Genomic DNA, 21,776 nt, shown 5'->3' on the forward strand with positions numbered 1-21,776 from the left:
CTGCGCTTCCGGTGCTCACGTACGAAAAGTACGCTCCGCTCCGGTTCTCGAAAACCACCATTTTCGACTCGGCCTGATCTGAATCTCGACAAACCCTGGCGCGGCGAGACACCGATCCGGGTCAGCAGGCAACCGGAAATCGTCTGGCGCGTTCAATGCGGGCTCTCGCCTACCCGCCAAACTTAGGCCCTAGTGGGAGTCCAGAAACTGCGGCGATACGAATCACAGAAAGTGACCGGCATGAAGACCCAGACCGAATTCGCCCTCACCCGCCGCCAGGTCCTTGGCCTCGGCTTGATGCTTGGCGGTGCCGCCGCTCTCAATCTCGTGCCGGGCTATCAGCTCATGGCCGCCGCGCAGGCCGCCGTGCCGCCCGCGGCGCAGAAGATCGCCGACCATTTCTCCTCGGTGAAGTCGATGAGCGGCGAGTTCGTCCAGTTCGGGCCGAAAGGCGAGCAGACCGGCGGCAAGTTCTTCCTCGAGCGTCCGGGCAAGATCCGCTTCAACTATGACGGCTCCTCGAACTTCCGCGTCATCTCCGACGGCAAGTCGGTGGTGATCCTCAATAAGAAGCTCAACACCTCCGACCTCTACCCGCTGTCGAAGACGCCGCTGAAATTGCTGCTCGACGACCGGATCGACCTCTCCGGCGGGCGCGTCAAGGCCGTCAAGGAAGAGGACGACCTCACCACCATCAAGCTTTCCGACAAATCGGTGTTCGGCAATGCGACGATCACCATGATGTTCGATCCGAAGACCTACGAGCTGCGCCAGTGGACGATCACCGACGCTCAAGGGAAAGACACGACGGTGATGATCTTCAACGTCAAGGAAGGCGGCAACTTCCCGGCGGACACTTTCGCGATCGACTATACGGCGAACAGAGAGCTCAATACCAAGACCAGGTAGGTCCGCCGATATTCAGGTGAGGCCGGCCTGCGAATGGCGGCTTCCTGCGCTTCCGGTGCTCACGTACTTCAAGTACGCTCCGCTCCGGTTCTCGGAAGCCACCATTCTCGGCTCGTCCTGACCTGAATCTCAGCGAACCTACAACCTGGCGAAGGGCATAGTCCGGCTTGTCTTTACTGCGCGCGGCTGGCACTAGATCGGCGATCTCTTGCCGGACCCGCCTGAATGCCCTTCACCATCGCCACCTGGAACATCAACTCCGTGCGCCTGCGCATGCCGATCGTCGAGCGGCTCCTGAAGGAGCACGCGCCCGACGTGCTCTGCCTGCAGGAAACCAAGGTCCCCGACGAGCTGTTCCCGGAAAAAGCCTTCCGCAAGGCGGGCTACGAGCACATCTTGTTCCACGGCCAGAAGGGCTATCACGGCGTCGCCACCGTCGCCCGCCGCCCGATCGAGCTGGTCGAAAAGCGACGGTTCTGCGAGATCGACGACAGCCGGCATCTGTCGGTCAGGGTGCAGGCGGGCGGCAAGTCGGTGCTGGTGCATAATTTCTACGTGCCGGCCGGCGGCGACGAGCCGGATCCGGAGATCAACCGCAAATTCAGGCACAAGCTCGATTTCGTCTACGAGATGAACTCCGTACCGGCGAGCGGGGACGAAACGTCCGCCTCGATCCTGGTCGGCGACCTGAACATCGCACCGCAGGAGCACGACGTCTGGTCGCACAAGCAATTGCTCAACGTCGTCAGCCACACGCCGGTCGAGACGACAAATTTCGAGGCGATGCGCAAGGCCGGCGGCTGGGTCGACCTGATGCGGCTCAATGTGCCGGCCGAGCAGAAACTCTACACCTGGTGGAGCTATCGCGCGAAGGACTGGGAAGCCTCGAACCGCGGCCGCCGTCTCGATCATATCTGGTCATCCGCCAACCTTGTGCCGGCTTTCGCCGGCTACGAGATCCTGCAGGCGGCGCGCGGCTGGGAGAAGCCGTCCGACCATGTGCCGGTGATTGCGAAGTTTGAATTGGATTGAGGTTGGACGTCGGCGGCTAAGAGACGCAAACCTTCGCGTTCGTCATCCTAGGGCGGAGCGACGCGAAGCGGCGCGCAGACCCTAGGATCCATTCCGTTACCGGTGCCGAAGGATGCAACGATGCAGAACAAAGAAGCCTTGGGCAGGCCGCTTCGCCCAGAAAACCTCATTCTGCAAATGCGGCGAAGCGTCAACGTCACGGAATGGATTCTAGGGTCTGCGCGCGTCGCTTCGCTCCTTGCTCCGCCCTAGAATGACGAAGGCGCTTTCTGGCCGGCGCCATCCTACTCCGTAAACCTTGGCGCCAGTGCCTCGATGCGGGCGATCATCTGCTGGAATTCCTCCAGGATGCGCTCATGCAACAGCACCGCGATCTCCGGATATTCTTCCAGGATTCGGTGGAACATCTTGCGGCTCAATCGGATCACTTCCGAATCGACCGCGGCCGAGGCGCTGGTCAGCCGGTTGGTATCCGCGATCAGCGCCAGTTCGCTCAGCATGGTGCCTGGGCCTGCCGTACCGATCGGGACGCGTTCGCCGCCCAGCTCCCGATAGAGCGCGATCAAACCGCTGACCACGATATAAGCAGAATCAGCGACATCGTCCTCGCGGTACAGCTTATGGTCGGCTTGCAGCACGGTGGTCTCGGCGCCGAAGGCAAGCAGGCGCAGCTGTTCCTGCGTGAAGCCCTGGAAAAGCTTCACGCTTGACAGAATGCGGATGTCGTCATCCAGCGCCATCCTAGCTGTGTCCCCGAGCGGTCAGTCCAGTCCCTCCTTTGGAGCGGCGCGCCCTCCTGGGCTCGCGAAACGCTCCACCGTGCATCATGCGATGCGTGCAACGAGCCGACCCCATCACCCTCCAGCACCAGGATCGTACCCGAACCGGTCCCGCCCGACCGCCCTAAATGTTTGTTTCGACGCAATTCCGGACGGTCGTCCTTGGCGAAGCCGCCGAGCCCAACCGTTTCACACTTTTCCTGGAATTGCTCTTGATCATGAAATGTTTAAGGAACCAGCTTGTAGCCGCCGCTTTCTGTCACAAGAATTTCGGCATTGGAAGGATCGCGCTCGATCTTCTGGCGCAACCGGTAGACATGGGTCTCCAGCGTGTGCGTGGTGACGCCGGAATTGTAGCCCCAGACCTCTTCCAAAAGAACGTCGCGCGTCACCACCTTCTGGTCGGCGCGGTAGAGGTATTTGATGATCGAGGCTTCCTTCTCGGTCAGCCGCACCTTGGCGCCGCGCGGATCGATCAGCAGCTTCTGGCTGGGCTTGAACGTGTAGGGACCGACCGAGAAGGTCGCGTCCTCGCTTTGCTCGTGCTGGCGAAGCTGGGCGCGGATGCGCGCGAGCAGCACGGCAAAGCGGAAAGGTTTGGTCACATAATCGTTGGCGCCGGCCTCGAGACCCAGGATCGTGTCGGAATCGGTGTCGTGGCCGGTCAGCATGATAATCGGCGCCTTGTAGCCGCCCTTGCGCAGGATCTTCACCGCCTCGCGGCCATCCATGTCGGGCAGGCCGACATCCATGATGAGCAGGTCGACGACGCCGCTGCGCGCCGCGGCAACGCCTTTTGCGGCGGTCGCTTCCTGCTGGACGTCGAATTCTTCGTAGAGCGCCAGCTGCTCAACCAAGGTGGCGCGCAAGTCGTCGTCGTCATCGACGATCAGTATGGTACGTGATGTCATGGATCAATCCGTTGTTTTAAAAAGAATATTCAGTTGACCTCCCCCCATTTATGCGGAAGCTCACCGGCGCAACAGCCGATCACAGTGATTTGTTCCGTGACCCAATCATACAAGAAAAAACGTGCGCGCAATGCGTCGGGCGCATTTTTGCCGAAGGGCTTGAGCGTTTTGGTGGTGCGCGCGCGCCCCGGCAACCCCGCGCAAGGCTTCCTGCAAGCCGGCAAAACGGTGTTTCCCTGCGCTTTGGGGCGCGGCGGCATCTCCGCCAACAAGCAGGAAGGGGACGGCGCGACGCCGTTGGCGTCGATGCGCATCCTGTCAGGCTATTTCCGGGGCGATCATTTTGCGGGCGGACGCAGGACGAGGCTGCCGATGGCGCCGATCGGCCCGGATCTCGGCTGGTGCGAGGTGCCGGACGACCGCAACTACAATCGCCCGGTCAAGATCCCCTATGGCGCCAGCCATGAGCGGATGAAGCGCGACGATCGGCTTTACGATGTCTGCCTGGTGCTCGACTGGAACATCGCGCCGCGCCGGCGCGGGCGCGGCAGCGCGATCTTCTTCCATCTGGCCCGGCCGGGCTTCACGCCGACGCAAGGCTGCGTGGCGGTGACGGCGCGGACCATGGCGAGGCTGCTTCCGTTGCTGTCGGACAGGACGGTGGTGAAGGTGGTGAGGTAGGCAGTAGGCAGTAGGCAGTAGGCAGTAGGCAGTAGGCAGTAGGCAGTAGGCAGTAGGCAGTAGGCAGTAGGCAGTAGGTGTCTCCTTCCCTATTGCCTATTTGCCTAATCTTTACTGCCTCTTTCCCGGTTTCTGCCAGCCCGTGCCGAGCAGCCCGATCTCACGAAGCTCCCTGTCCATCGTCTTCGCGATGTCGCGGCATCCGGCGCCGATGTCGCGCAACTGGCTATCGGAGAGGTCTTCGATCGGATCATGGGACATCCGGGCGGCGACGCGAGCCTGGCGCAGCCAATCGCGTGCCGAACGCAGCCAAAGGGCGAAGCCGGAAGGGGATTCCAGGGTGGTGCAGGGCTTCAGGGCGATCTCAGACATGGCTCTATCCGTGTTCTCCGGATATCAAATCCGGTTTTATGGTGTTGCGATGAAGCCATGATGCCGGATTGAAAAACAAACGGGAAACGAGTAGTTCTTTTCCGATCGTCAAGTTTTATTTGGAGATCGCATGTCCAAGCTGCTGCCGGGAACGCGTGCGCTGCGGACGTTCGAAGCGGCAGCCAGGCATCTCAACTTCACCCGCGCGGCCGACGAGCTCGGCCTGACGCCAGCGGCGGTCAGCCACCAGATCAAGGAAATCGAGGATCAGCTCGGGCTAGTGCTGTTCACGCGCACCAGCCGCACCATCCGGCTGACGGAGGAAGGCAATGTGCTGCTGGAGGCCTCGGTCGATGCGCTTGACCTGCTGAACCGCGCCGTCAGCCGCGCCCGCAAGATGACTCGCGGCACGGCGCTGCTGAAGGTAACGCTCGACGCGCAGTTCGCGACGAAATGGCTGATGCGCCGCGTCGACGACTTCCGCAAGCAAAAGCCGGGCATCGAGCTGCGCTTCGACATCACCTACGATGTCCGGGATTTCGACCTCGACGACGTCGATGTCGGCATCCGCTTCGGCGCCGGCAAATATCCGGGGCTCTGCGCGCATCGGCTGTTCGAGAACATCATCATCCCGGTGTGCAGCCCGGCGCTGCTGGCGTCAGGTCCGCCGCTGAAGGAGCCGCGCGACCTGTTCAACCACACGCTCGCGCATATCGAATGGTCGCGGCAGGGCGTGACCTGGCCGAACTGGAGCATGTGGATGCACGCGGCCGGCGTCGACGATTTCGACGACAGCCGCACGCTGGTCTTCGGGTCGTCGACCGACGCCACCCAGGCGGCGCTCGACGGCAACGCGGTGGCGCTCGCCGACTTCGCCATGGTCGCCAACGATCTTTCGCAAGGACGTCTGGTGCGGCCTTTCGAGCTCGGCATCAAGGTCGCGCCGGAATTCGCCTATTTCCTGGTCTATCCGGAGGCGGCGAAGGACGACGCGCGCGTCGTCGCCTTTCGCGAATGGCTTACCGAGGAGGCGGCGAAGACGCCGACATGACGGCTGGCTTAGAGCGGTTCAGCGTTTCTCTGAATCGTCGAACCGCTCTAAATACTTGTTTCCGCGCAATTCCGGACGGAAAACCGCTACTTTCCTGGAATTGCTTTAGCCAGCCGCGGCGGCCGGCGCGCCGAACCAGCCGATGATGGCGCCGATGATCAGCATCACGCCCAGCCAGTGGCCGGCATCGATCAGCGTCAGGGCCCAGCCGAAGCCTTCATAGCGGTGGTTGACGGCAAGCGTGGTGGCAATGAAGCCCAGCCAAAGCACGAAGCCGAACAGCAATCCCGCGATCGGGTTCGGCTCGCCGCCGGTTATGGCGCCCACCACCAGCGTCAGCACGAGCGCCATGATCAGCTCGGCGATGAAGCTGACGATGAACGGAGCGACCGAGCGCTGCATGGTGGCCGAGTCGAGCTTGGCGGCCTTCAGCCAAGGCTTGCTCAGGCTCATATACCAGGCGGCGCCGAACAGCCACGCGACGACGGCGGCGGCGATCACCGCCAGCCAGTTCACGACCGAAAAATCCATGCTTTTCCCCTCCAAGTTGAAAGGCGATGGAACGCTTGTTCGGCGATCGCGTCAAGCAAGGCGCCAGACGGTGGTGCGCTTGACCTCGGCATCTTCCAGCACGCGCGTCACCGGAACCTGGTAGACGGCAAGCGATCGCAGCCCTGTCTTGGGGAGGTAGGCGCGGCCGGGATCGCCGACGAGGATCTCGGCGCCGCGCTCCCTCAGAGATCCGAACCAAGGCAGCAGCCGGTCGGAGAAAGCCTTGTCATAGAAGACGTCACCGGCGAGCACGACGTCCCAGCCGTCGTCGGTGCCGACGCAATCCGTGCCGCGGAATTGCGCTTCAACGCCGTTGGCGTCGAGGTTGATGGCGATCGCCGTCTCGCAGAACGGGTCGATGTCGGCGGCGATCACTTGGCTAGCGCCGGCTTTCATCGCTGCGATCGCGACGAGGCCGGAACCGGAGGCGAAATCGAGCACCCGTTTGCCGCGTACGGTCCCCGGATTATCGAGCACATAGCGGGCGAGGCCTTGGCCGCCGGCCCAGGCGAAGGCCCAGAAGGGCGGCGGCAGGCCGATCTCGGCCAGCTCCTCCTCGGTGCGCAGCCATAGATCATGCGCCTCGTCGGCGAGGTGCAGCAGCACTTCCGGCACATGCGGCGGCGCCATCAGCGCCGTATTGTCGAGGATGAACTTTTTCGCGCTCTTTGGCGTAAGCCGGGTCACGGCGCCGGGTTGAGCTCGGCCATGCGGCAGACCTCTTTCCATTCAGCCGGCGTCACCGGCTGCACGGAAAGCCGGCCGAGCCGGACCAGCGCCATCTCGGCGAGCTTCGGGTTGGCCTTGACCTCTTCAAGCGTCACCGGCTTCGGCACGTCCTTATAGGCGCGGATGTCGACGCATTCCCAGCGCGGATCGTCGGTCGTGGTGTCGGGATGGGCCAGCGCGCAGACCTCGGCGATGCCGACGATGTCGAGGCCCTCATTGGAATGGTAGAAGAAACCGAGATCGCCGATCTGCATCGCCTTCATGTTGTTGCGGGCGGCGTAGTTGCGCACGCCATCCCATTGCGTGCCGGCCTTGCCTTTGGCCTTCAGCGCCTCGAAGGAAAAGACCGAGGGTTCGGACTTGAACAGCCAGTAGTTCATATCGTTTGTCCCATCGCTTTGTCGCACCGCCACGCATGGCGTTCCCGTCTATGCTTACTCTCTCGCCGTCGATGCGGCGAGAGCAGCCAATCATGCGCCGGCGGGCTTCTGGAAGACCCAGTTCCACGGACGGATCTGGACGCTTTCGAACAGGCCGGCCTTGGCGTAGGGATCGGCCGCGGCCAAAGCTTGGGCAGCAGCCATGTCCGGCGCTTCGATCATCACCAGGCTGCCGTCCGGCTTGCCGTCGGCGTCGAGGAAGGGACCTGCAAAGGCAAGCTTGCCCTCGGCGATCAGACCTTCCAGGAACGCAGCATGCGCCGGCCGCGTGTCGACGCGCAGCTGCAGGCTGCCGGGCTTGTCCTTGCAAATCAACGCAAACAGCATTTTCAACTCCGATGGTCAAATGTCGGTTTCGGTTTTGAGCGGCCTCGTCATCAGCGCGGTCACGGCCTGGCCGATCGTCACCTTGCCGTCGAGGATGGCGGCGACGGCCGAGATGATAGGCGCCTCGATGCCGCGCTCGGCAGCGATGCGGGCGGCAATCCCCGCCGTCGGCACACCTTCGGCCAGCGGCAGGCCGGCAAGCGGCTTGCCCTGGCCGAGCGCCAGGCCATAGGCGAAATTGCGCGACTGGGCCGAGGAACAGGTGAGCAAGAGGTCGCCGAGGCCGGAAAGCCCCATCAGCGTTTCCGGCCGGGCGTCGAAGGCGGCGCCGATGCGGCGCAATTCGACGAAGCCGCGCGTCACCATGGCGGCCTGGGCGCTGGCGCCGAGACCTGCGCCGGTGACGGCGCCGGCGGCAATGGCAAAGACGTTCTTCAGCGCGCCGCCGATCTCGACGCCAATCAGGTCGTCGCTCGAATAGCAGCGCAGGTTCTCCGCCGAAAAACGCGCGGCAAGCTCGGCCGCCAGTTCAGCATCGCGGGCGGCAACCACCACGGCGGTCGGCAGGCCGCGCGCGACGTCGCTGGCGAAGCTCGGGCCGGAAAGCGCCGCGACCGGATTGCCCGGCAGGCTTTCCTCGACGATCGCCGAGAGCAGCGCGCCGGTATCGCGCTCGATGCCCTTGGCGCAGAGCACCAGCGGCGCTCCCTGGGGCACATGGTTGCGGGCAGTGGCCAGGACGGCGCGCAGCGACTGCGCCGGCGTCACGGCGAGCACGCAGTCGGCGCCTTCAAGCGCCGCGGCAATGTCGCTGGTGGCCGTGATGCCGGGCTCGATCCTGATGCCGGGCAGGTAGCGCGGGTTCTCGCCGCGGGCGATGGCGGCGACGGTTTCGGCGTCGCGAGCATAGAGCCGGACATCATGGCCGGCGCGCAACATGGCCAGCGCCAGCGCCGTGCCCCAGGCGCCGCCGCCCAGCACCGCAACACGCCAGCCGCTGGTGCTTTTCTTGGTCATGCCTTGGCACCACGCCGGCCCGAGCCGACCAGAGGCGCGGAAACACCGTCGAGCGGCCAGCGCGAGCGCGGCACGAAATCGGCGGCGTTTTCGTCGGCGATGCCGGCGCGCAGCCGCTCTATGCCGGCCCAGGCGATCATCGCCGCATTGTCGGTGCAAAGCTTCTGCGGCGGCGCGACGAATGCGAAGCCGGCCTCGAAACACAGTGCTTCGAGCGTCGCCTTGATCGTGCGGTTGGCGGCGACGCCGCCGGCAACGACCAGCGCCGGCTTTGCATGGTCCGGGAATTCGTGGCGGAACCGGGCAAGGGTGCGGCCGACACGATCGCCCAGCGCGTCCGCCACCGCGGCCTGGAAAGAGGCGCAGATGTCGGCGACGTCCTGGTCGCTTAGCGGCGCGATCGCGCTCGCCGCCTGGCGCACCGCCGTCTTCAAACCGGAGAAGGAGAAATCGGGCTGCGCCGAGCCCTTCATCGGGCGCGGGAAGGCAAAGCGGCCTGCATCGCCGCTGGCGGCCGCCTTCTCGACATTCGGGCCGCCGGGATAGGGCAGGCCAAGCATCTTGGCGGTCTTGTCGAAGGCCTCGCCCAGCGCATCGTCTATGGTGGTCGCCCAGCGCTGGTAATCGCCGACGCCGCGCACCGCGACGATCTGGGTGTGGCCGCCCGAAACGAGCAGGAGAAGGTAAGGAAAGTCGAGGCCGTCGGTCAGCCGTGCCGTCAGCGCGTGGCCCTCGAGGTGGTTGATGGCGATCAGCGGCTTGTTGGCGGCGGCGGCGATTGCCTTGGCCGTCATCAGGCCGACGATCAATCCGCCGACCAGGCCCGGCCCTGCTGTCGCGGCGATCGCGTCGATCTCATCGAGCGACACCGCCGAATCGGCGAGCGCCGCCTCGACGATGCCGTCCAGCGCCTCGACATGGGCGCGCGCGGCGATCTCGGGCACGACGCCGCCAAAGGCCGCGTGCTCCTCGATCTGGCTGAGCACGATGTTGGACAGGATTTCGGGCGCGGCGACGCCGTCCAGCGCCACAACGCTGGCCGCCGTCTCGTCGCAGCTCGTCTCAATGCCCAGAACGCGGATCAATTGGTCGCTGGCCTCTATGATTGTATCACCGGCCAATCCCAATTAGGAAAAGGCCCGGCAGACCTCAAGCTGCCTGGGGGTTATCACGGACCGCGCGCCATGCAAACTTTGAAAATCGGAACACGCGGCAGCCCGCTGGCATTGGCCCAGGCGCATGAGACGCGGGCGCGGCTGATGCAGGCGCATGGCCTGCCCGAAGAGGCGTTCGAAGTGGTGCCGATCTCGACCAGTGGCGACCGCATCCAGGACCGGCCGCTGTCGGAGGCCGGCGGCAAGGGCCTGTTCACCAAGGAGATCGAGGAAGCGCTGCTCGAGCGCCGCATCGATATCGCCGTGCATTCGTCGAAGGACATGCCGACGGTGCTGCCCGTCGGGTTGGAGCTTGTCACCTTCCTGCCGCGCGAGGACGCGCGCGACGCCTTCATCGGCAAGAACGTGAAGCGGATCGCCGACCTGCCGCATGGCGCCACGGTCGGATCGTCATCGCTGCGCCGTCAAGCGCTGATCCGCCGCATGCGATCGGATCTCGACGTGGTGATCTTCCGCGGCAATGTGCAGACCAGGCTGCGCAAGCTCGACGAAGGCGTCGCCGAGGGCACCATCCTGGCCTATGCCGGATTGAAGCGCCTCGGACTTGAGCATGTCGTCACCGACCTGATGCCGCTGGAAGCCTTTCCGCCGGCGCCGGGACAAGGCGCGATCGGCATCGAAACCCGCATCGGCGACCGCGACGTCGAAAAGATGCTGGCGGCGATCCATCACGTGCCAACCGGCCAGGCGCTTACCTGCGAGCGCGCCTTTCTCGCCGCGCTCGACGGCTCCTGCCGCACGCCGATAGCCGGCCATGCGACGGTGGCGGGCGAAAAACTGTCCTTCGCCGGGCTGATCATCTCGCCCGACGGCACGGAATCGCATGAGGTCCGGCTGGAAGGCGAGGCTGCCGACGCGGCGGAGATCGGCCTGGACGCGGCGCGCACGGTTCGCGCCAGGGCTGGTGCGACATTCTTCGACGGCTGGGCCTGACATGGTCCGCGTCCTGGTGACGAGGCCGGAGCCTGGCGCGTCGCGCACGGCACGGCGCCTCGAAGCCCTGGGATTTCAGCCTGTCCTGCTGCCGCTGACCGAGACGAGCGCATTGCCGGTCGAGGCGAGCATCGGCCGCGATGCCGTCGCGGTCACTGTCACCAGCGCCAATGCAGCGCTGCATGCGCCGAAGGCGCTGATCGCGCCGCTTGCAAGCCTGCCTTGCCACGCGGTCGGGGAAAGGACGGCCGAAGCCTGCCGCGCGGCGGGATTTTTTGCCGTCACCGAGGGTCCGGGCGATGCGGAGGCGCTGGCAGACGCCATCGCCGGCGGCCTTGCCGGCAGGGCAATCGTCTATCTGTGCGGCCGCGTCCGCTTGCCTGCGTTCGAGCAGCGGTTGGCGGCGGCTGGCGTGCATGTCCAGGCGATCGAGACCTACGACACGACAAGCATCGACTATGGCGATGCCGATGTAGTCGCCCGCCTGTCGGGCCGGCCGACCGACGCGGCGCTGCTTTATTCGGCCAAGGCCAGCCTGGCTCTGGTCAGCCTGATTGCGCGGCCGGCCTTGCGGCATCTCTTTGAAAGAACGGAATTCCTGGCGCTCTCGGCGCGTGTCGCCGAGCCGCTGGACGGGGTTGCCGGTGACAGGGTCCGCATCGCGTCCAAGCCCGAGGAAGAGCAGCTGCTGGCGCTTTTGTCGCTGCCCGGCTGAGCCGCGTCATCACACCGCCCCTTTTCACCGCTTGGTGATGTGCTAGAGCATCCCCTGGACCCTTTGAACCATCCTCAAGCCAGTTCGCGGAGCCCAAAGCATGGTCAAGACGCCGAAGATGCGACATTCGAAGACCCGGCGCGAGCCGGTGACCATCGAACTCGAGCCCGGCGCCGTCTCGCGAATCACTGACGAGGATGCCGCCAAGGCCGAGGCCAGTGCCGCGCAGACCGACGAGGCGAAGGCAGAAGAGGCCGCCGCTGCTTCGCAGCCGGAGCCGCCGGAAGAGCCGATCCATGCCGAGCAGGCCGATATCGAGCCGTGGGAGCATAGCGACGCCGCGCAGGCAACTGCCGATAAATCAGAGGCCGGCAAGGACGAGCCGGAGGCGCCGTATCCCGGCGCGTCCGATGCGCCGAAGAGCCAGCCCAAGGGCTTCGATTACAATTTCGAGGACGCATCCGCGCCTGGCGCCGGCGCCTCGGCATCGAAGGCAAGCGAGACACGAAGTGAGACATGGGGCGAGGATGGCGTGCCGCAGCCCCCGCGCAGAACCGGCGTCAACGCCATCGCTGCGGGCGTCGTCGGCGGCGTGATCGCGCTTGCCGGCGCCGGCCTGCTGCAAGCGGTCGGCCTGCTCGGCTCGTCGGGACCGGGCGGCGGGTCGCTCGAGAGCGTCAACGGCGAGATCGCTTCGCTGAAAAGCGAAATCGCGGCGCTGAAGGAAAGCGGCGGCACCTCGGCCAAGATCGACGGCCTGTCCTCGGCGCTCGATCAGGTCAAGGCCGATGTGGCGGCGCTGAAATCGTCGGCCGGCCAGGGCGGCGACGGCACTGCGCTCAAGGCGCTCGGCGACAAGGTCGGCCAGATCGAGACAACCGTCGCCGAGCTGCAGAAGAACGGCAATGCGGCACCCGCCGATCTCGGTCCGCTCAACGAGAAGATCGCCGGGCTCGACGCGCTGGTGAAATCGGACGGCGATGCGGCCAAGGCCGTGGACGGCAGGGTGGCGGCACTGGAGCAGTCCGTCTCGCAGCTTTCCGGCAAGGTCGAGGCGCAAGCCTCGCAACCCAAGATCGCGCTGGCGATCGCCGCCTCGGCGCTGAAGTCGGCGCTGGATCGCGGCGCGCCCTTCGCGACCGAGCTCGACACCTTCGCGGCGATCGCGCCGGACGCGCCCGAGCTCGCGGCGCTGCGCTCCTATGCCGAAAAGGGCGTGCCGACCCGCGCCACCATCGCTGCGGAGGCCGATGCCGCCGCCAACGCCATGATCGAGGCGGCAAAGCCGGTCGACCAGAATGCCGGCTTCTTCCAGAGCCTGGTGTCGAGCGCTGAATCGCTGGTCAAGGTGCGGCCGGTCGGCGCGGTCGAGGGCAAGGGCGTGCCGGAAACCGTCGCGCGCATGGAAGTGGCGGTCAACCAGGGCGATTACGCCAAGGCGCTCAGCGAATATGACACGCTGCCGGACGCGGCAAAGGCGGCCGGCGCCGATTTTGCCGGCAAACTGAAGGCACGGCTGGAGGTCGAAAAGCAGCTCGAAGCGCTGATTGCCGGCGCGACGAAGGCTTAAGGAGACAAGATGATCCGCATCCTCGTCTTCCTCGCCGTCGTCTTCGCGCTCGGGCTCGGCTTTGCCTGGCTGGCAGACCGCCCGGGCGAGATGCTCGTCACCTTCAACCGCTACCAGTACCAGGTCACGCTGATGGTGGCGGCGGTGGCGATCGTCGCTGTTGTGGCGGCGGTGATGATCGTCTGGTGGCTGATCAAGTCGCTGTGGAACAGCCCCTACACGATCTCGCGCTACTTTAGGGTGCGCCGCCGCGACCGCGGATACCAGGCATTGTCGACGGGCATGATCGCCGCCGGCGCCGGCGACGGCGCGCTGGCGCGCAAGAAGACCAAGGAGGTGGCCAAGCTGATCAGCTCCGATCAGGAGCCGCTGATCAACCTGCTCGACGCCCAGGCCTCGCTGCTCGAAGGCGACCATAAAGGCGCGCGGGAGAAATTCGAGCGCATGCTCGACGATCCCGAGATGCGGCTGCTCGGCCTGCGCGGGCTTTATCTGGAGGCCGAGCGCCTCGGCGACCGCAATGCCGCGCGCCACTATGCCGGCCGCGCGGCGGCGGTGGCGCCGCAGCTTGCCTGGGCGGCGGAATCGACGCTGGAAGAACTTACCGAACGCGGCGATTGGGACGGCGCCCTGAAGCTGGTCGAGGCGCAGAAATCGACCAGGCAGATCGAGCGCGACGCCGCCAATCGCCGCCGCGCCGTGCTGCTCACCGCCAAGGCGCAGGCGCTGGTCGACAGCGACCCGAACGCGGCCCGCACCGCGGCGCTCGAAGCCAACAAGCTGGCGCCGGATTTCGCGCCGGCCGCGGTGATCGCCGCCGATCTGGTTATCCGGCAAAACGACGTGCGCAAGGGCTCCAAGATCCTGGAGGCCGCCTGGAAGGCCGAGCCGCATCCCGACATCGCCGAGCTCTACACCCATGCCAGGCCGGGCGACGCCGTGCTCGACCGCCTCAACCGGGCGAAGAAGCTGCAGGAATTGAAGAGGAATCATCCCGAGTCGTCGATGGCCGTGGCGCGCGCAGCGCTCAATGCTCAGGATTTCGCCACGGCGCGGCGCGAGGCGGAGGCCGCGATCCGCATGGATCGTCGCGAGGGCGCCTATCTTCTGCTCGCCGATATCGAGGAGGCCGAGACCGGCGACCAGGGCAAGGTGCGGCAGCTGCTGTCGAAGGCGGTGCGCGCGCCGCGCGATCCGGCGTGGGTGGCGGACGGCGTCATCTCCGAGCGCTGGGCGCCGGTGTCGCCGGTCACCGGTAAGCTCGATGCCTTCACCTGGCGGGCGCCGATGGAGCGGCTTGGCCAGCTGATCGACAGCGACGCGGATGTCGCCGTGCCGGCAATCACCGCTGCGCCGCCTGTCCAGCCTGTCGCCGAGAAGGCGATCGACATCGTCGCCGATGCTCCGGCCGAGAAGCCGGCGCCGGTGCCTTCAAACGGCGGCGAGAAGCAAGCGTCCGTTGCGGAAGCCGTCAGCGAGGCTGAAATCGGCGAGCCCGGTCCGGAGCTGCCGCCTCTGCCGGACGACCCTGGGGTCACGCCGGAAGAAGAAGCGGAAAAATCGCCGCGCCGCTTTCGTTTGTTCTGAGGCTGTGTTCTGGGACCGGGTTTGTTGGGCAGGGAAAAAACATCGATGTTCGAGCGCGTATTGTCCTTCCTGAGGGATCTGCCGGCTGGGCGCGAGACCAAGCCGAGCGCCGACGATCCGCGCGTCGCGGCTTCGGCGCTGCTCTATCATGTGATGAACGCCGACGGCGTGCGCCAGGACGTCGAGTGGGAACGGTTCAAGCAGATCCTGGCCGAGACCTATTCGGTGAGCGGCCAGGAACTCGATGCGCTGGCGGCGGCCGGCGAGCGAGCCGACAACGAGGCGATCGACCTCTACGCCTTCACCAGCGTCTTGAAGCGCCACCTCGACCCCGAGGCGCGCAAGGCCTTCATCGGCCTGATGTGGGAAATCGTCTATGCCGATGGCGAGCTTGATGAGCTCGAGGATAACACAGTCTGGCGGGTCGCCGAGCTGATCGGCGTCGAGCGTCGCGACCGCATCGAGGCGCGCCGCAAGGCGGCGGCCGAGGTGCCCGGCGCGCGGGGCGAATCGAGCGACGAATAGCAGGATCCTTCGCCTTCCATGCCACCCAGATCGAGGCCGAGACCAAAAATCCTGATCGTGCTGCATCAGGAGACTTCGAGCCCCGGCCGCGTCGGCCACATGCTCCTGGAAGAAGGCTTCGACCTCGACATCCGCCGGCCGCCCTTGGGTGACGAATTGCCCTGCACGCTGGACGGTCACGCCGGCGCGGTTATCTTCGGCGGGCCGATGAGCGCCAATGACGAGGATGAGTTCGTCCGCCGCGAGACCGACTGGCTGGAAATCCCGCTCAAGGAGAACCGACCGTTCCTCGGCATCTGCCTCGGGGCGCAGATGCTCGCCAACCATCTCGGCGGCAAGGTCGGGGGCCACGGCGAAGGCCTGGTCGAGATCGGCTGGTATCCGCTGAAGGCGACCGAGGCCGGCAAGAAGCTGCTGCACTGGCCGGAGATGGTCTACCAGTTCCACCGCGAAGGCTTTTCGCTGCCGAAGGAAGCGACGCTGCTGGCGACGGCGGAAACCTATCCCAACCAGGCGTTCCGCTATGGCGACAATGCCTGGGGCATCCAGTTCCATGGCGAGCTGACAAGGGCGATGATGCAGCGCTGGGTGGTGCGCGGCGCGCATCGCTTCGAGCTGCCCGGCGCCCAGCCCGGCCGCGACCATCTCGGCGGCCGGCTGATCTGGGACATGCACCTCAGGCGCTGGCTGGGCGAGTTTTTGGGGTTGATTTTTGGGCGGCCGGCTGTGGGGTAGGGCGAAAGGCCATTGCTCTGAATGCTCGGTTTTGACCGAGAATGGCTTACGCCTGCCGGGGCATGGAAAGGCCGCTTTGCGCCCAATGTCAGCAGTAGGGGTGCCCTTGCCGCTGCCCAAATAGCAGACTGTGTCGAATGCAAAGCTATTGGTCGCAGGACGGCTAAGCCGATTTCGCTGGCGCCTTCCTACCGGTCGTTCACGCTCTAGCCGGAGTCGACCCATTCGCGAACTTCAAGTCGCGAGCGGGTCGCCTTCCAGATGCAAAATCTTGAGCGTTGGATCCTGAAAGCTCCCAGCTAGCGTCGTTGCCAGCAAATCACCAGTGCACGGCAAGCAATCAGCGCTTGTCCGCCGGCCGGTCGCTGGTCGTCGAAGGGATGCGGGCCACGACCTTGATTTCGAAATCAAAGCCGGCAAGCCAGTTGACGCCTACTGCCGTCCAGTTCGGATAGGGAGGTTCGCCGATCTCTTCCGCTCGGACGGCCAGCACTGTTGCGATCTGGTCATCCGGGTTGGTGTGGAAGGTGGTGACGTCGACAACGTCATCGAATCTACACCCGGCGGCGGCCAAGACCTCGCGTAGATTGGCAAAGGCGCGCCGAACCTGATCCTCAAATAGGGGCTCGGGCGAGCCGTCCTCACGGCTCCCGACCTGACCCGACACGAAAAGAAGATCGTCGGAGCGAATGGCTGCGGAATATCGATGAATATCATATAACGCGTGGCGTTTGGCCGGATAGATGGCGTCACGTGCAGGCATTTCGTGTCCTTTCTGCCTTGTTAATGGGAGCGGACCGGCAACGGCCGGGAGCCGGGTCTTCGAGTTGGAGATAGCGCAATCGCATTGTGCGCATTAGCCATTGAAATCGGTACAGGGTGATGCAAAAACACCACCAATGTCCCGCCCGTCCCTCAATGATCTCACCGCCTTCTTGGCCGTTGCCACGCATCGCAGCTTCCGCCGCGCAGCGGACGAGATCGGCACTGCGCCTTCCACGTTGAGCCATGCCATGCGAGCGCTCGAGGAACGCATGGGCGTGCGCCTTCTGAACCGCACCACACGCAGCGTCTCGCCGACGGAAGCCGGTTTCCAACTGCTCGGCCGCCTTCAGCCGGCGCTCGCCTCACTGGACGAGGCGCTCGACAGTATCGCAGGGTTCCGGGGCAATGTTGCGGGGACGGTCCGCATCAACGCACCGCGACTGATGGCTGGGCTTCTCGTTCGCAGGGTTCTTCCGCAGATGGCGAAGCTCCATCCTGATGTAACGGTGGACATCGTCGTCGAGGGGCGACTCATCGATATCGTGTCCGGCGGGTTCGATGCCGGCGTGCGCCTCCTCGGATCGGTTCCCAAGGACATGATCGCCGTGCCGCTTGCACGCCGGCTGACGTTCATCTGCGTCGCCTCGCCCGCCTATCTCGACCGCTTAGGGGAGCCGGGAACCCCGGAGGAATTGCAGCGCCACCATTGCATCGGTCACCGCATGCCCAGCGGGAAGCTCTATCGATGGGAATTCGAACGCGCCGGCCAGGAACTCGTGATTGACGCTAACGGCCCCATTGTTCTTGATGACGAGGAGCTAATGGTCGAAGCCGCAGTAAAGGGTCTGGGCATCGCCTATGTGGCGGATTCGGCTGCAGAAGCGGCCATGTCCGATGGCCGGCTGCGCAAGGTCCTGACCAGGTGGATGCCCGCTCCGGAAGAGGTTGCAATCTACTATCCTGGACATCGAGCCGTGCCGCCGGCGCTGCGTGCTTTTCTCGATGTCGTCAATGACCTGCGGAAGAAGGGAGCTTAATGAGAGCGACGAGCAGCCGCGCCATGACCGGCCGTTGGGCCAGAGGATTTGGAGTGCTCAGTTCATCCCTGTTGCGCTGGCGAACCAGTGTTCTGCCGCTGATCGCCGCTTATGACCGTCTGATCACTGCCGCTATTCAGGGCCACCTGGCCGCAGCGCCGGGAACGTAGCCCTGCGATGCCGCCGATCACCGCCGCGTGGTACCGATCGCAGGCAGTCTTATCGGTATCGGCGGAGCGGCGAATCTGTGCTAAGGCGCCGCGCAATCAATCAAAGGAAGACACCGTGAACGAACTGACCTTGGCCGAGGCGACCGAAAATATCTATGCCTCACTCCGAGCGGACAATGCCGACCTCGATGCGCATATCGCGGCACTCAAGGCAGCGCTGGCGCGGGAGGGGAAGAAACAGGCGGTGTTCGATCCGGCCAAGCTGGTGCAGAACAACCGCGCCGGCCGCAAATTGATGCAGGCCTATTTTCGGCAGCGGGGCGTCAGCGTGAGCTTTTCGGAGTAGAAACAGCTTCCGACCCTACCTCGCTGGTCGACAGCGCAGCGTGATTGGCCCGAACGTCGGATCCAGCGGCTTGGATTCAGAACTCAGTCAGTTCCGGCTGTTCAGGTGCCGCACCTGCCGCAGTGCTGGAAACAGATAGGCCCACAGGCCGGCGACGACGATGGCGCCGATGCCGCCGATCACCACGGCGGGAACCGTGCCGATCAGCGCCGCCATGGTGCCGGCGCGGAATTCGCCGAGCTCGTTCGAGGCGCCGACGAAGACCTGGTTGACGGCATTGACGCGGCCGCGCACCTCGTCCGGCGTCCAGAGCTGGATCAGCGTCTCACGGATATAGACGCTGAACATGTCGGTCGCTCCAAGCAAGGCGAGCGCGACGATGGACAGCCAAGTGATGGTCGACAGGCCGAACAGCACTATCGAGGCGCCGGACAAGGCGACGAAGCCGAGCATGATCTTGCCGGCATGGTCGCGGATCGGATGGCCGGCCAGCCAGACGGCGACGCAGATGGCGCCGATGCCCGGCGCCGAGCGCAGCAGTCCGAGCCCCCAGGGACCAAGCTGCAAAATGTCGCGCGCATAGACCGGCAGCAACGCAAAGGCGCCCGACAGGAGCACGGCGAACAGGTCGAGCGAGATCGCGCCGAGCACGATCTTCTCGCCCCAGATGTAGCTGAAGCCGGCAAACAGCGTCTGCATCGTCGGCTTGTCGGTGGCCGTCTGCTGGGCAGGCTTGGGAATGGTGAACACAAGCATGCCCGCAACCAGCATCAGCACAGCGGCGGTGGCGTAGGCGACTTCCGCCGACACGCCGTAGAGCAGGCCGCCGGCGACCGGGCCGACGATGGTCGCCGTCTGCCAGGCCGACGAATTCCAGGCTATCGCGTTGGCGAAATCTTCCTGCGGCACGAGATTGGCGAACAACGAGGACGAGGCCGGGCCGTAGAAAGCGCGGGCAATGCCGAACATGACCAGCACGAGGAAGATCGGCAGCGGGCTGGTCAGGCCGCGCAGCGTCAGAAGCAGCAGGGCCAAGGCGCAGCCGGCCTCGACCAGGGTCGCCAGCGTCATGATCAGCCGGTGGCCGAAGCGGTCGGCGACGACGCCGGTGACCAGGACCAGGAGCAGCGAAGGCAGGAACTGGACGATGCCGACAATGCCGAGGTCGAACGGATTGCGGGTCAGGTCATAGACCTGCCAGCCGACGGCGACCGAGACGATCATGGTGGCGAAGGTGGTGAGGAAGCGCGCCGTCCAGTAGCTGAGGAACGGGCGGTGCCGGAACGCGGCGTAGCGCTGGTCTGGTGACGTTGTTTCGGCTGTCATGATTCGAGGGCCCCGTTGCGACAAAGGCCGGCGGGGCACTTCCACGGTGGGCGCTGGTCCGGCCGCAACCCTTTAGCCCAGTTCGTCTTGCCATGCGCGTAAAAAATCGGCGCTGGATCTAAGAAAATCGAAATTCCCTGCTCTGGTGAGGGCGTTCAGCCTCTCAAAGCAGCCGAGATGGCTTCCAGCCCGCCGCGCAACTCCGCCTCTTTCGGCCAGCCGAAACCGAGGCGGAAGAAACGCTTCGGCATCTCGAACCAGTGGCCGGGGCCGACATAGGTGCCGTATTCCTCCAGCAGCCTGGTGTAGAAGCGGTCAAGATCGAAGCCGGCATCGACGTTGAGCCGTGGGAAACCGACGACGCCGCCTTGCGGCCGCACCCAGTCGACAAGAGGCTCGCCGTCGATCCAGGATTGAACGATGTCGCGGCGCCTGGCCATTTCCGGCAGCAGCGAGGCGAGGAAGGCGTCACGGCGTTCGAGCGTGGCGCGCGCGATCGCCTCGTCGATGACGCTGCCGCAGATGCCGATCTGCTCCTTGGCGGCGAGGAAGGTCTCCTGCAACTGCGGATCGCGGGTCATCAGCCAGCCGATGCGGATGCCCGGAATGCCGAAGGCCTTGGACAGCGAGCAGACGCTGATGGCGGCGGGGCTGAGCGAGGCCGCCGACGGCAACCGGGCGCCGTAGGAGAGGTCGCGATAGGTCTCGTCGACCAGCAGGCGGCATTTGCGGCTCTCTGCAAGCGTAGTCAGCGCGTCGAGATCGGCGCGTGTCATCATCGTGCCGGTCGGGTTGTGCGGGCAGGTGACGCTGATCAGCCTGGTGTTCGGCCGCAGCTCTGCCTTCGCACGGTCGATGTCGATGGCAAAGCCCTCGTCGAAATCGAGATCGATGTAGGAGATGGCGCAGCCGATCGCCTTCGGTGTCTCGATGTTGGTGGCGTAGTTCGGCCGCACGACCACGAGATGGTCGCCGGCCGACAGAAGCGACGTGGCGATGATGAACAGCGCGCCGGCCGCGCCAGCGGTCACCAGCACATCATCGGGGGAAAGACCGCTGTCCTGCCCGGCGATAAGCGCCCGCAGTTCCCTGTCGCCGCGGTGCTCGCCATAAAACAGCGTGAGGTCCGGCAGCGCGAGACCTATGTCGGAGAGTTTCTGGTCTGCGATCGAGCTTTCGGAAAGGTTGTAGCGGATGCGCTCGTAGCCGTATTCCTCCGGCGCTTCTTTCTCGATCACCATCCTGGTGTAGTTCATGACCATGTCCCCAAGCGGTTCATTCTTTTAAACAAACCGCGCGTCCTGTTTTGACGCAATTCCGTACGGCTTTTCTGGAATTGCCTGGTGGAACGGTATCCAAGCCATAAAAGCAGGAAGCCTGCCAAGGCTGATTCCTCGGCAGGCTTCCCTAAACCATTGGTGCAGGCGCGTTATTTCAGGCCGGGGCTTTGGCCTTCCTGGCCCTTGCAGGCTTCGCCGGCTCCGGTTCCGCCTTGCGGCCGAGGCCGATCGACTTGGCGAGCTGCGAGCGCGACGCCGCATAGTTGGGAGCGACCATCGGGTAATCCACCGGCAGGCCCCATTTGGTGCGGTAGGCTTCCGGCGTCAGGCCGAAATGCACGCCGATATGGCGCTTCAGCGATTTGAACTTCTTCCCGTCCTCGAGGCAGATGATGTAGTCCGGTGTCACCGAGCGCCTGGGATTGACGGCGGGGACCGGCGGGGGCGCCGCGGGCTCCGCCGGCTGGCTGATCCCGCCGATCGAAGAGGCGACGCTGGCGATCAGTCCGCCCAGGTCGGAAGCAGGCAGGCGGTTTTTGGCGACATAGGCCGATACGATATGAGCGGTGAGCTCGAGCAGGTCGATTTCCCTGGCTGTGCTGGTGTCCTCGTCCACGTAGTCCCTCCATTTCTGCCGCAAGGTCGCGAAAACGATCCGGTTTTCGCGGTGTAATGTCGAAGCGCTGCGAGCGTTGTTTGCGAATTCGGGAAGCCGCAGGGGCCGCAGGCCGGCGAATTCCTAGTCGGCAAATCTGCGCGACGCAACATTTTGTCGCGTCAATACACGCTGTTTTGAACAATTATACTGAAAT

General features: G+C 64.8%; 25 protein-coding genes. 12 read left to right on the forward strand and 13 right to left on the reverse strand.

The features are described 5' to 3' along the window. Window positions 1-240: 240 nt before the first annotated feature. Both LB525_RS22105 and xth read left to right on the forward strand, forming a co-directional pair. Complete coding sequence (locus LB525_RS22105) at window positions 241-909, forward strand: outer-membrane lipoprotein carrier protein LolA (RefSeq protein ID WP_140846382.1); 669 nt, start codon at window positions 241-243, stop codon at window positions 907-909. 225 nt (window positions 910-1,134) lie between these two features. Then, window positions 1,135-1,941, forward strand: a complete 807-nt coding sequence (gene xth / locus LB525_RS22110; protein WP_224547110.1) for an exodeoxyribonuclease III — start codon at window positions 1,135-1,137, stop codon at window positions 1,939-1,941. A 284-nt stretch (window positions 1,942-2,225) separates the two neighbouring features. Here xth and LB525_RS22115 read toward each other — a convergent pair whose 3' ends face one another. Further along, on the reverse strand, window positions 2,226-2,681 hold the full coding sequence (locus tag LB525_RS22115; RefSeq protein WP_095769572.1) for a Crp/Fnr family transcriptional regulator: 456 nt from the start codon (window positions 2,679-2,681) through the stop codon (window positions 2,226-2,228). Window positions 2,682-2,947: 266 nt separating this feature from the next. After that, complete coding sequence (locus tag LB525_RS22120; RefSeq protein WP_095769573.1) at window positions 2,948-3,631, reverse strand: response regulator transcription factor; 684 nt, start codon at window positions 3,629-3,631, stop codon at window positions 2,948-2,950. An 84-nt stretch (window positions 3,632-3,715) separates the two neighbouring features. On the opposite strand from LB525_RS22120, the gene LB525_RS22125 reads away from it, so the two are divergent. After that, entirely contained in the window at window positions 3,716-4,312 is a 597-nt protein-coding gene (locus LB525_RS22125) for a L,D-transpeptidase (protein ID WP_224547111.1), read from the forward strand. A 111-nt stretch (window positions 4,313-4,423) separates the two neighbouring features. Here LB525_RS22125 and LB525_RS22130 read toward each other — a convergent pair whose 3' ends face one another. Further along, entirely contained in the window at window positions 4,424-4,684 is a 261-nt protein-coding gene (locus LB525_RS22130; protein ID WP_224547113.1) for a hypothetical protein, read from the reverse strand. 130 nt (window positions 4,685-4,814) lie between these two features. On the opposite strand from LB525_RS22130, the gene gcvA reads away from it, so the two are divergent. Next, complete coding sequence (gcvA, locus tag LB525_RS22135; protein ID WP_095769576.1) at window positions 4,815-5,735, forward strand: transcriptional regulator GcvA; 921 nt, start codon at window positions 4,815-4,817, stop codon at window positions 5,733-5,735. Between the two features lie 105 nt (window positions 5,736-5,840). Here gcvA and LB525_RS22140 read toward each other — a convergent pair whose 3' ends face one another. From LB525_RS22140 to tsaD, 6 genes are all read right to left on the reverse strand, one after another. Further along, window positions 5,841-6,266 (reverse strand): DUF1761 domain-containing protein, encoded by a 426-nt coding sequence (locus tag LB525_RS22140; RefSeq protein WP_224547115.1) that lies wholly within the window; start codon window positions 6,264-6,266, stop codon window positions 5,841-5,843. A 51-nt stretch (window positions 6,267-6,317) separates the two neighbouring features. Further along, window positions 6,318-7,016, reverse strand: coding sequence for a class I SAM-dependent methyltransferase (locus LB525_RS22145; RefSeq protein ID WP_224547117.1), 699 nt, complete (start codon window positions 7,014-7,016; stop codon window positions 6,318-6,320). Continuing rightward, window positions 6,971-7,396, reverse strand: coding sequence for an EVE domain-containing protein (locus LB525_RS22150; RefSeq protein ID WP_095769579.1), 426 nt, complete (start codon window positions 7,394-7,396; stop codon window positions 6,971-6,973). Before LB525_RS22150 ends, LB525_RS22145 begins: the two co-directional genes overlap by 46 nt. Window positions 7,397-7,486: 90 nt before the next feature. After that, window positions 7,487-7,783, reverse strand: a complete 297-nt coding sequence (locus LB525_RS22155; protein WP_040996441.1) for a YciI-like protein — start codon at window positions 7,781-7,783, stop codon at window positions 7,487-7,489. A gap of 15 nt (window positions 7,784-7,798) precedes the next feature. Then, window positions 7,799-8,800 (reverse strand): NAD(P)H-dependent glycerol-3-phosphate dehydrogenase, encoded by a 1,002-nt coding sequence (locus LB525_RS22160; protein WP_224547119.1) that lies wholly within the window; start codon window positions 8,798-8,800, stop codon window positions 7,799-7,801. Beyond that, window positions 8,797-9,882, reverse strand: coding sequence for a tRNA (adenosine(37)-N6)-threonylcarbamoyltransferase complex transferase subunit TsaD (gene tsaD / locus LB525_RS22165; RefSeq protein ID WP_224547444.1), 1,086 nt, complete (start codon window positions 9,880-9,882; stop codon window positions 8,797-8,799). Before tsaD ends, LB525_RS22160 begins: the two co-directional genes overlap by 4 nt. Before the next feature lie 102 nt (window positions 9,883-9,984). Here tsaD and hemC point away from each other — a divergent pair, with 102 nt between their 5' ends. From hemC to LB525_RS22195, 6 genes are all read left to right on the forward strand, one after another. Next, a complete protein-coding gene (gene hemC / locus LB525_RS22170; protein ID WP_224547121.1) occupies window positions 9,985-10,908 on the forward strand; it encodes a hydroxymethylbilane synthase in 924 nt (307 codons plus the stop codon). A gap of 1 nt (window position 10,909) precedes the next feature. Then, window positions 10,910-11,623: a uroporphyrinogen-III synthase gene (locus tag LB525_RS22175; RefSeq protein ID WP_224547123.1), complete on the forward strand. Its 714-nt coding sequence runs from the start codon at window positions 10,910-10,912 to the stop codon at window positions 11,621-11,623. A gap of 100 nt (window positions 11,624-11,723) precedes the next feature. Then, window positions 11,724-13,193 (forward strand): COG4223 family protein, encoded by a 1,470-nt coding sequence (locus LB525_RS22180; protein WP_224547124.1) that lies wholly within the window; start codon window positions 11,724-11,726, stop codon window positions 13,191-13,193. A 9-nt stretch (window positions 13,194-13,202) separates the two neighbouring features. Beyond that, entirely contained in the window at window positions 13,203-14,780 is a 1,578-nt protein-coding gene (locus LB525_RS22185; RefSeq protein WP_224547126.1) for a heme biosynthesis protein HemY, read from the forward strand. 45 nt (window positions 14,781-14,825) lie between these two features. Continuing rightward, window positions 14,826-15,305, forward strand: coding sequence for a TerB family tellurite resistance protein (locus LB525_RS22190; RefSeq protein WP_224547128.1), 480 nt, complete (start codon window positions 14,826-14,828; stop codon window positions 15,303-15,305). 18 nt (window positions 15,306-15,323) lie between these two features. Next, window positions 15,324-16,040, forward strand: a complete 717-nt coding sequence (locus LB525_RS22195; protein ID WP_224547130.1) for a glutamine amidotransferase — start codon at window positions 15,324-15,326, stop codon at window positions 16,038-16,040. Between the two features lie 340 nt (window positions 16,041-16,380). Here LB525_RS22195 and LB525_RS22200 read toward each other — a convergent pair whose 3' ends face one another. Beyond that, window positions 16,381-16,803, reverse strand: coding sequence for a RidA family protein (locus LB525_RS22200; protein WP_224547142.1), 423 nt, complete (start codon window positions 16,801-16,803; stop codon window positions 16,381-16,383). A gap of 136 nt (window positions 16,804-16,939) precedes the next feature. Between LB525_RS22200 and LB525_RS22205 the strand changes: the two genes are divergently transcribed. Together LB525_RS22205 and LB525_RS22210 are read left to right on the forward strand one after the other, a co-directional pair. Continuing rightward, window positions 16,940-17,842 (forward strand): LysR family transcriptional regulator, encoded by a 903-nt coding sequence (locus tag LB525_RS22205; RefSeq protein ID WP_224547446.1) that lies wholly within the window; start codon window positions 16,940-16,942, stop codon window positions 17,840-17,842. Window positions 17,843-18,127: 285 nt separating this feature from the next. After that, on the forward strand, window positions 18,128-18,358 hold the full coding sequence (locus LB525_RS22210; protein WP_224547448.1) for a hypothetical protein: 231 nt from the start codon (window positions 18,128-18,130) through the stop codon (window positions 18,356-18,358). An 87-nt stretch (window positions 18,359-18,445) separates the two neighbouring features. Here LB525_RS22210 and LB525_RS22215 read toward each other — a convergent pair whose 3' ends face one another. From LB525_RS22215 to LB525_RS22225, 3 genes are all read right to left on the reverse strand, one after another. Then, complete coding sequence (locus LB525_RS22215) at window positions 18,446-19,684, reverse strand: MFS transporter (RefSeq protein WP_224547145.1); 1,239 nt, start codon at window positions 19,682-19,684, stop codon at window positions 18,446-18,448. A 155-nt stretch (window positions 19,685-19,839) separates the two neighbouring features. Then, window positions 19,840-20,940: an aminotransferase class I/II-fold pyridoxal phosphate-dependent enzyme gene (locus LB525_RS22220; protein ID WP_224547154.1), complete on the reverse strand. Its 1,101-nt coding sequence runs from the start codon at window positions 20,938-20,940 to the stop codon at window positions 19,840-19,842. Window positions 20,941-21,118: 178 nt separating this feature from the next. Then, entirely contained in the window at window positions 21,119-21,580 is a 462-nt protein-coding gene (locus LB525_RS22225; protein WP_095769591.1) for a MucR family transcriptional regulator, read from the reverse strand. Between the last annotated feature and the right edge of the window lie 196 nt (window positions 21,581-21,776).

This window comes from Mesorhizobium sp. CA16 (genome assembly GCF_020165175.1).
Lineage (GTDB): Bacteria > Pseudomonadota > Alphaproteobacteria > Rhizobiales > Rhizobiaceae > Mesorhizobium.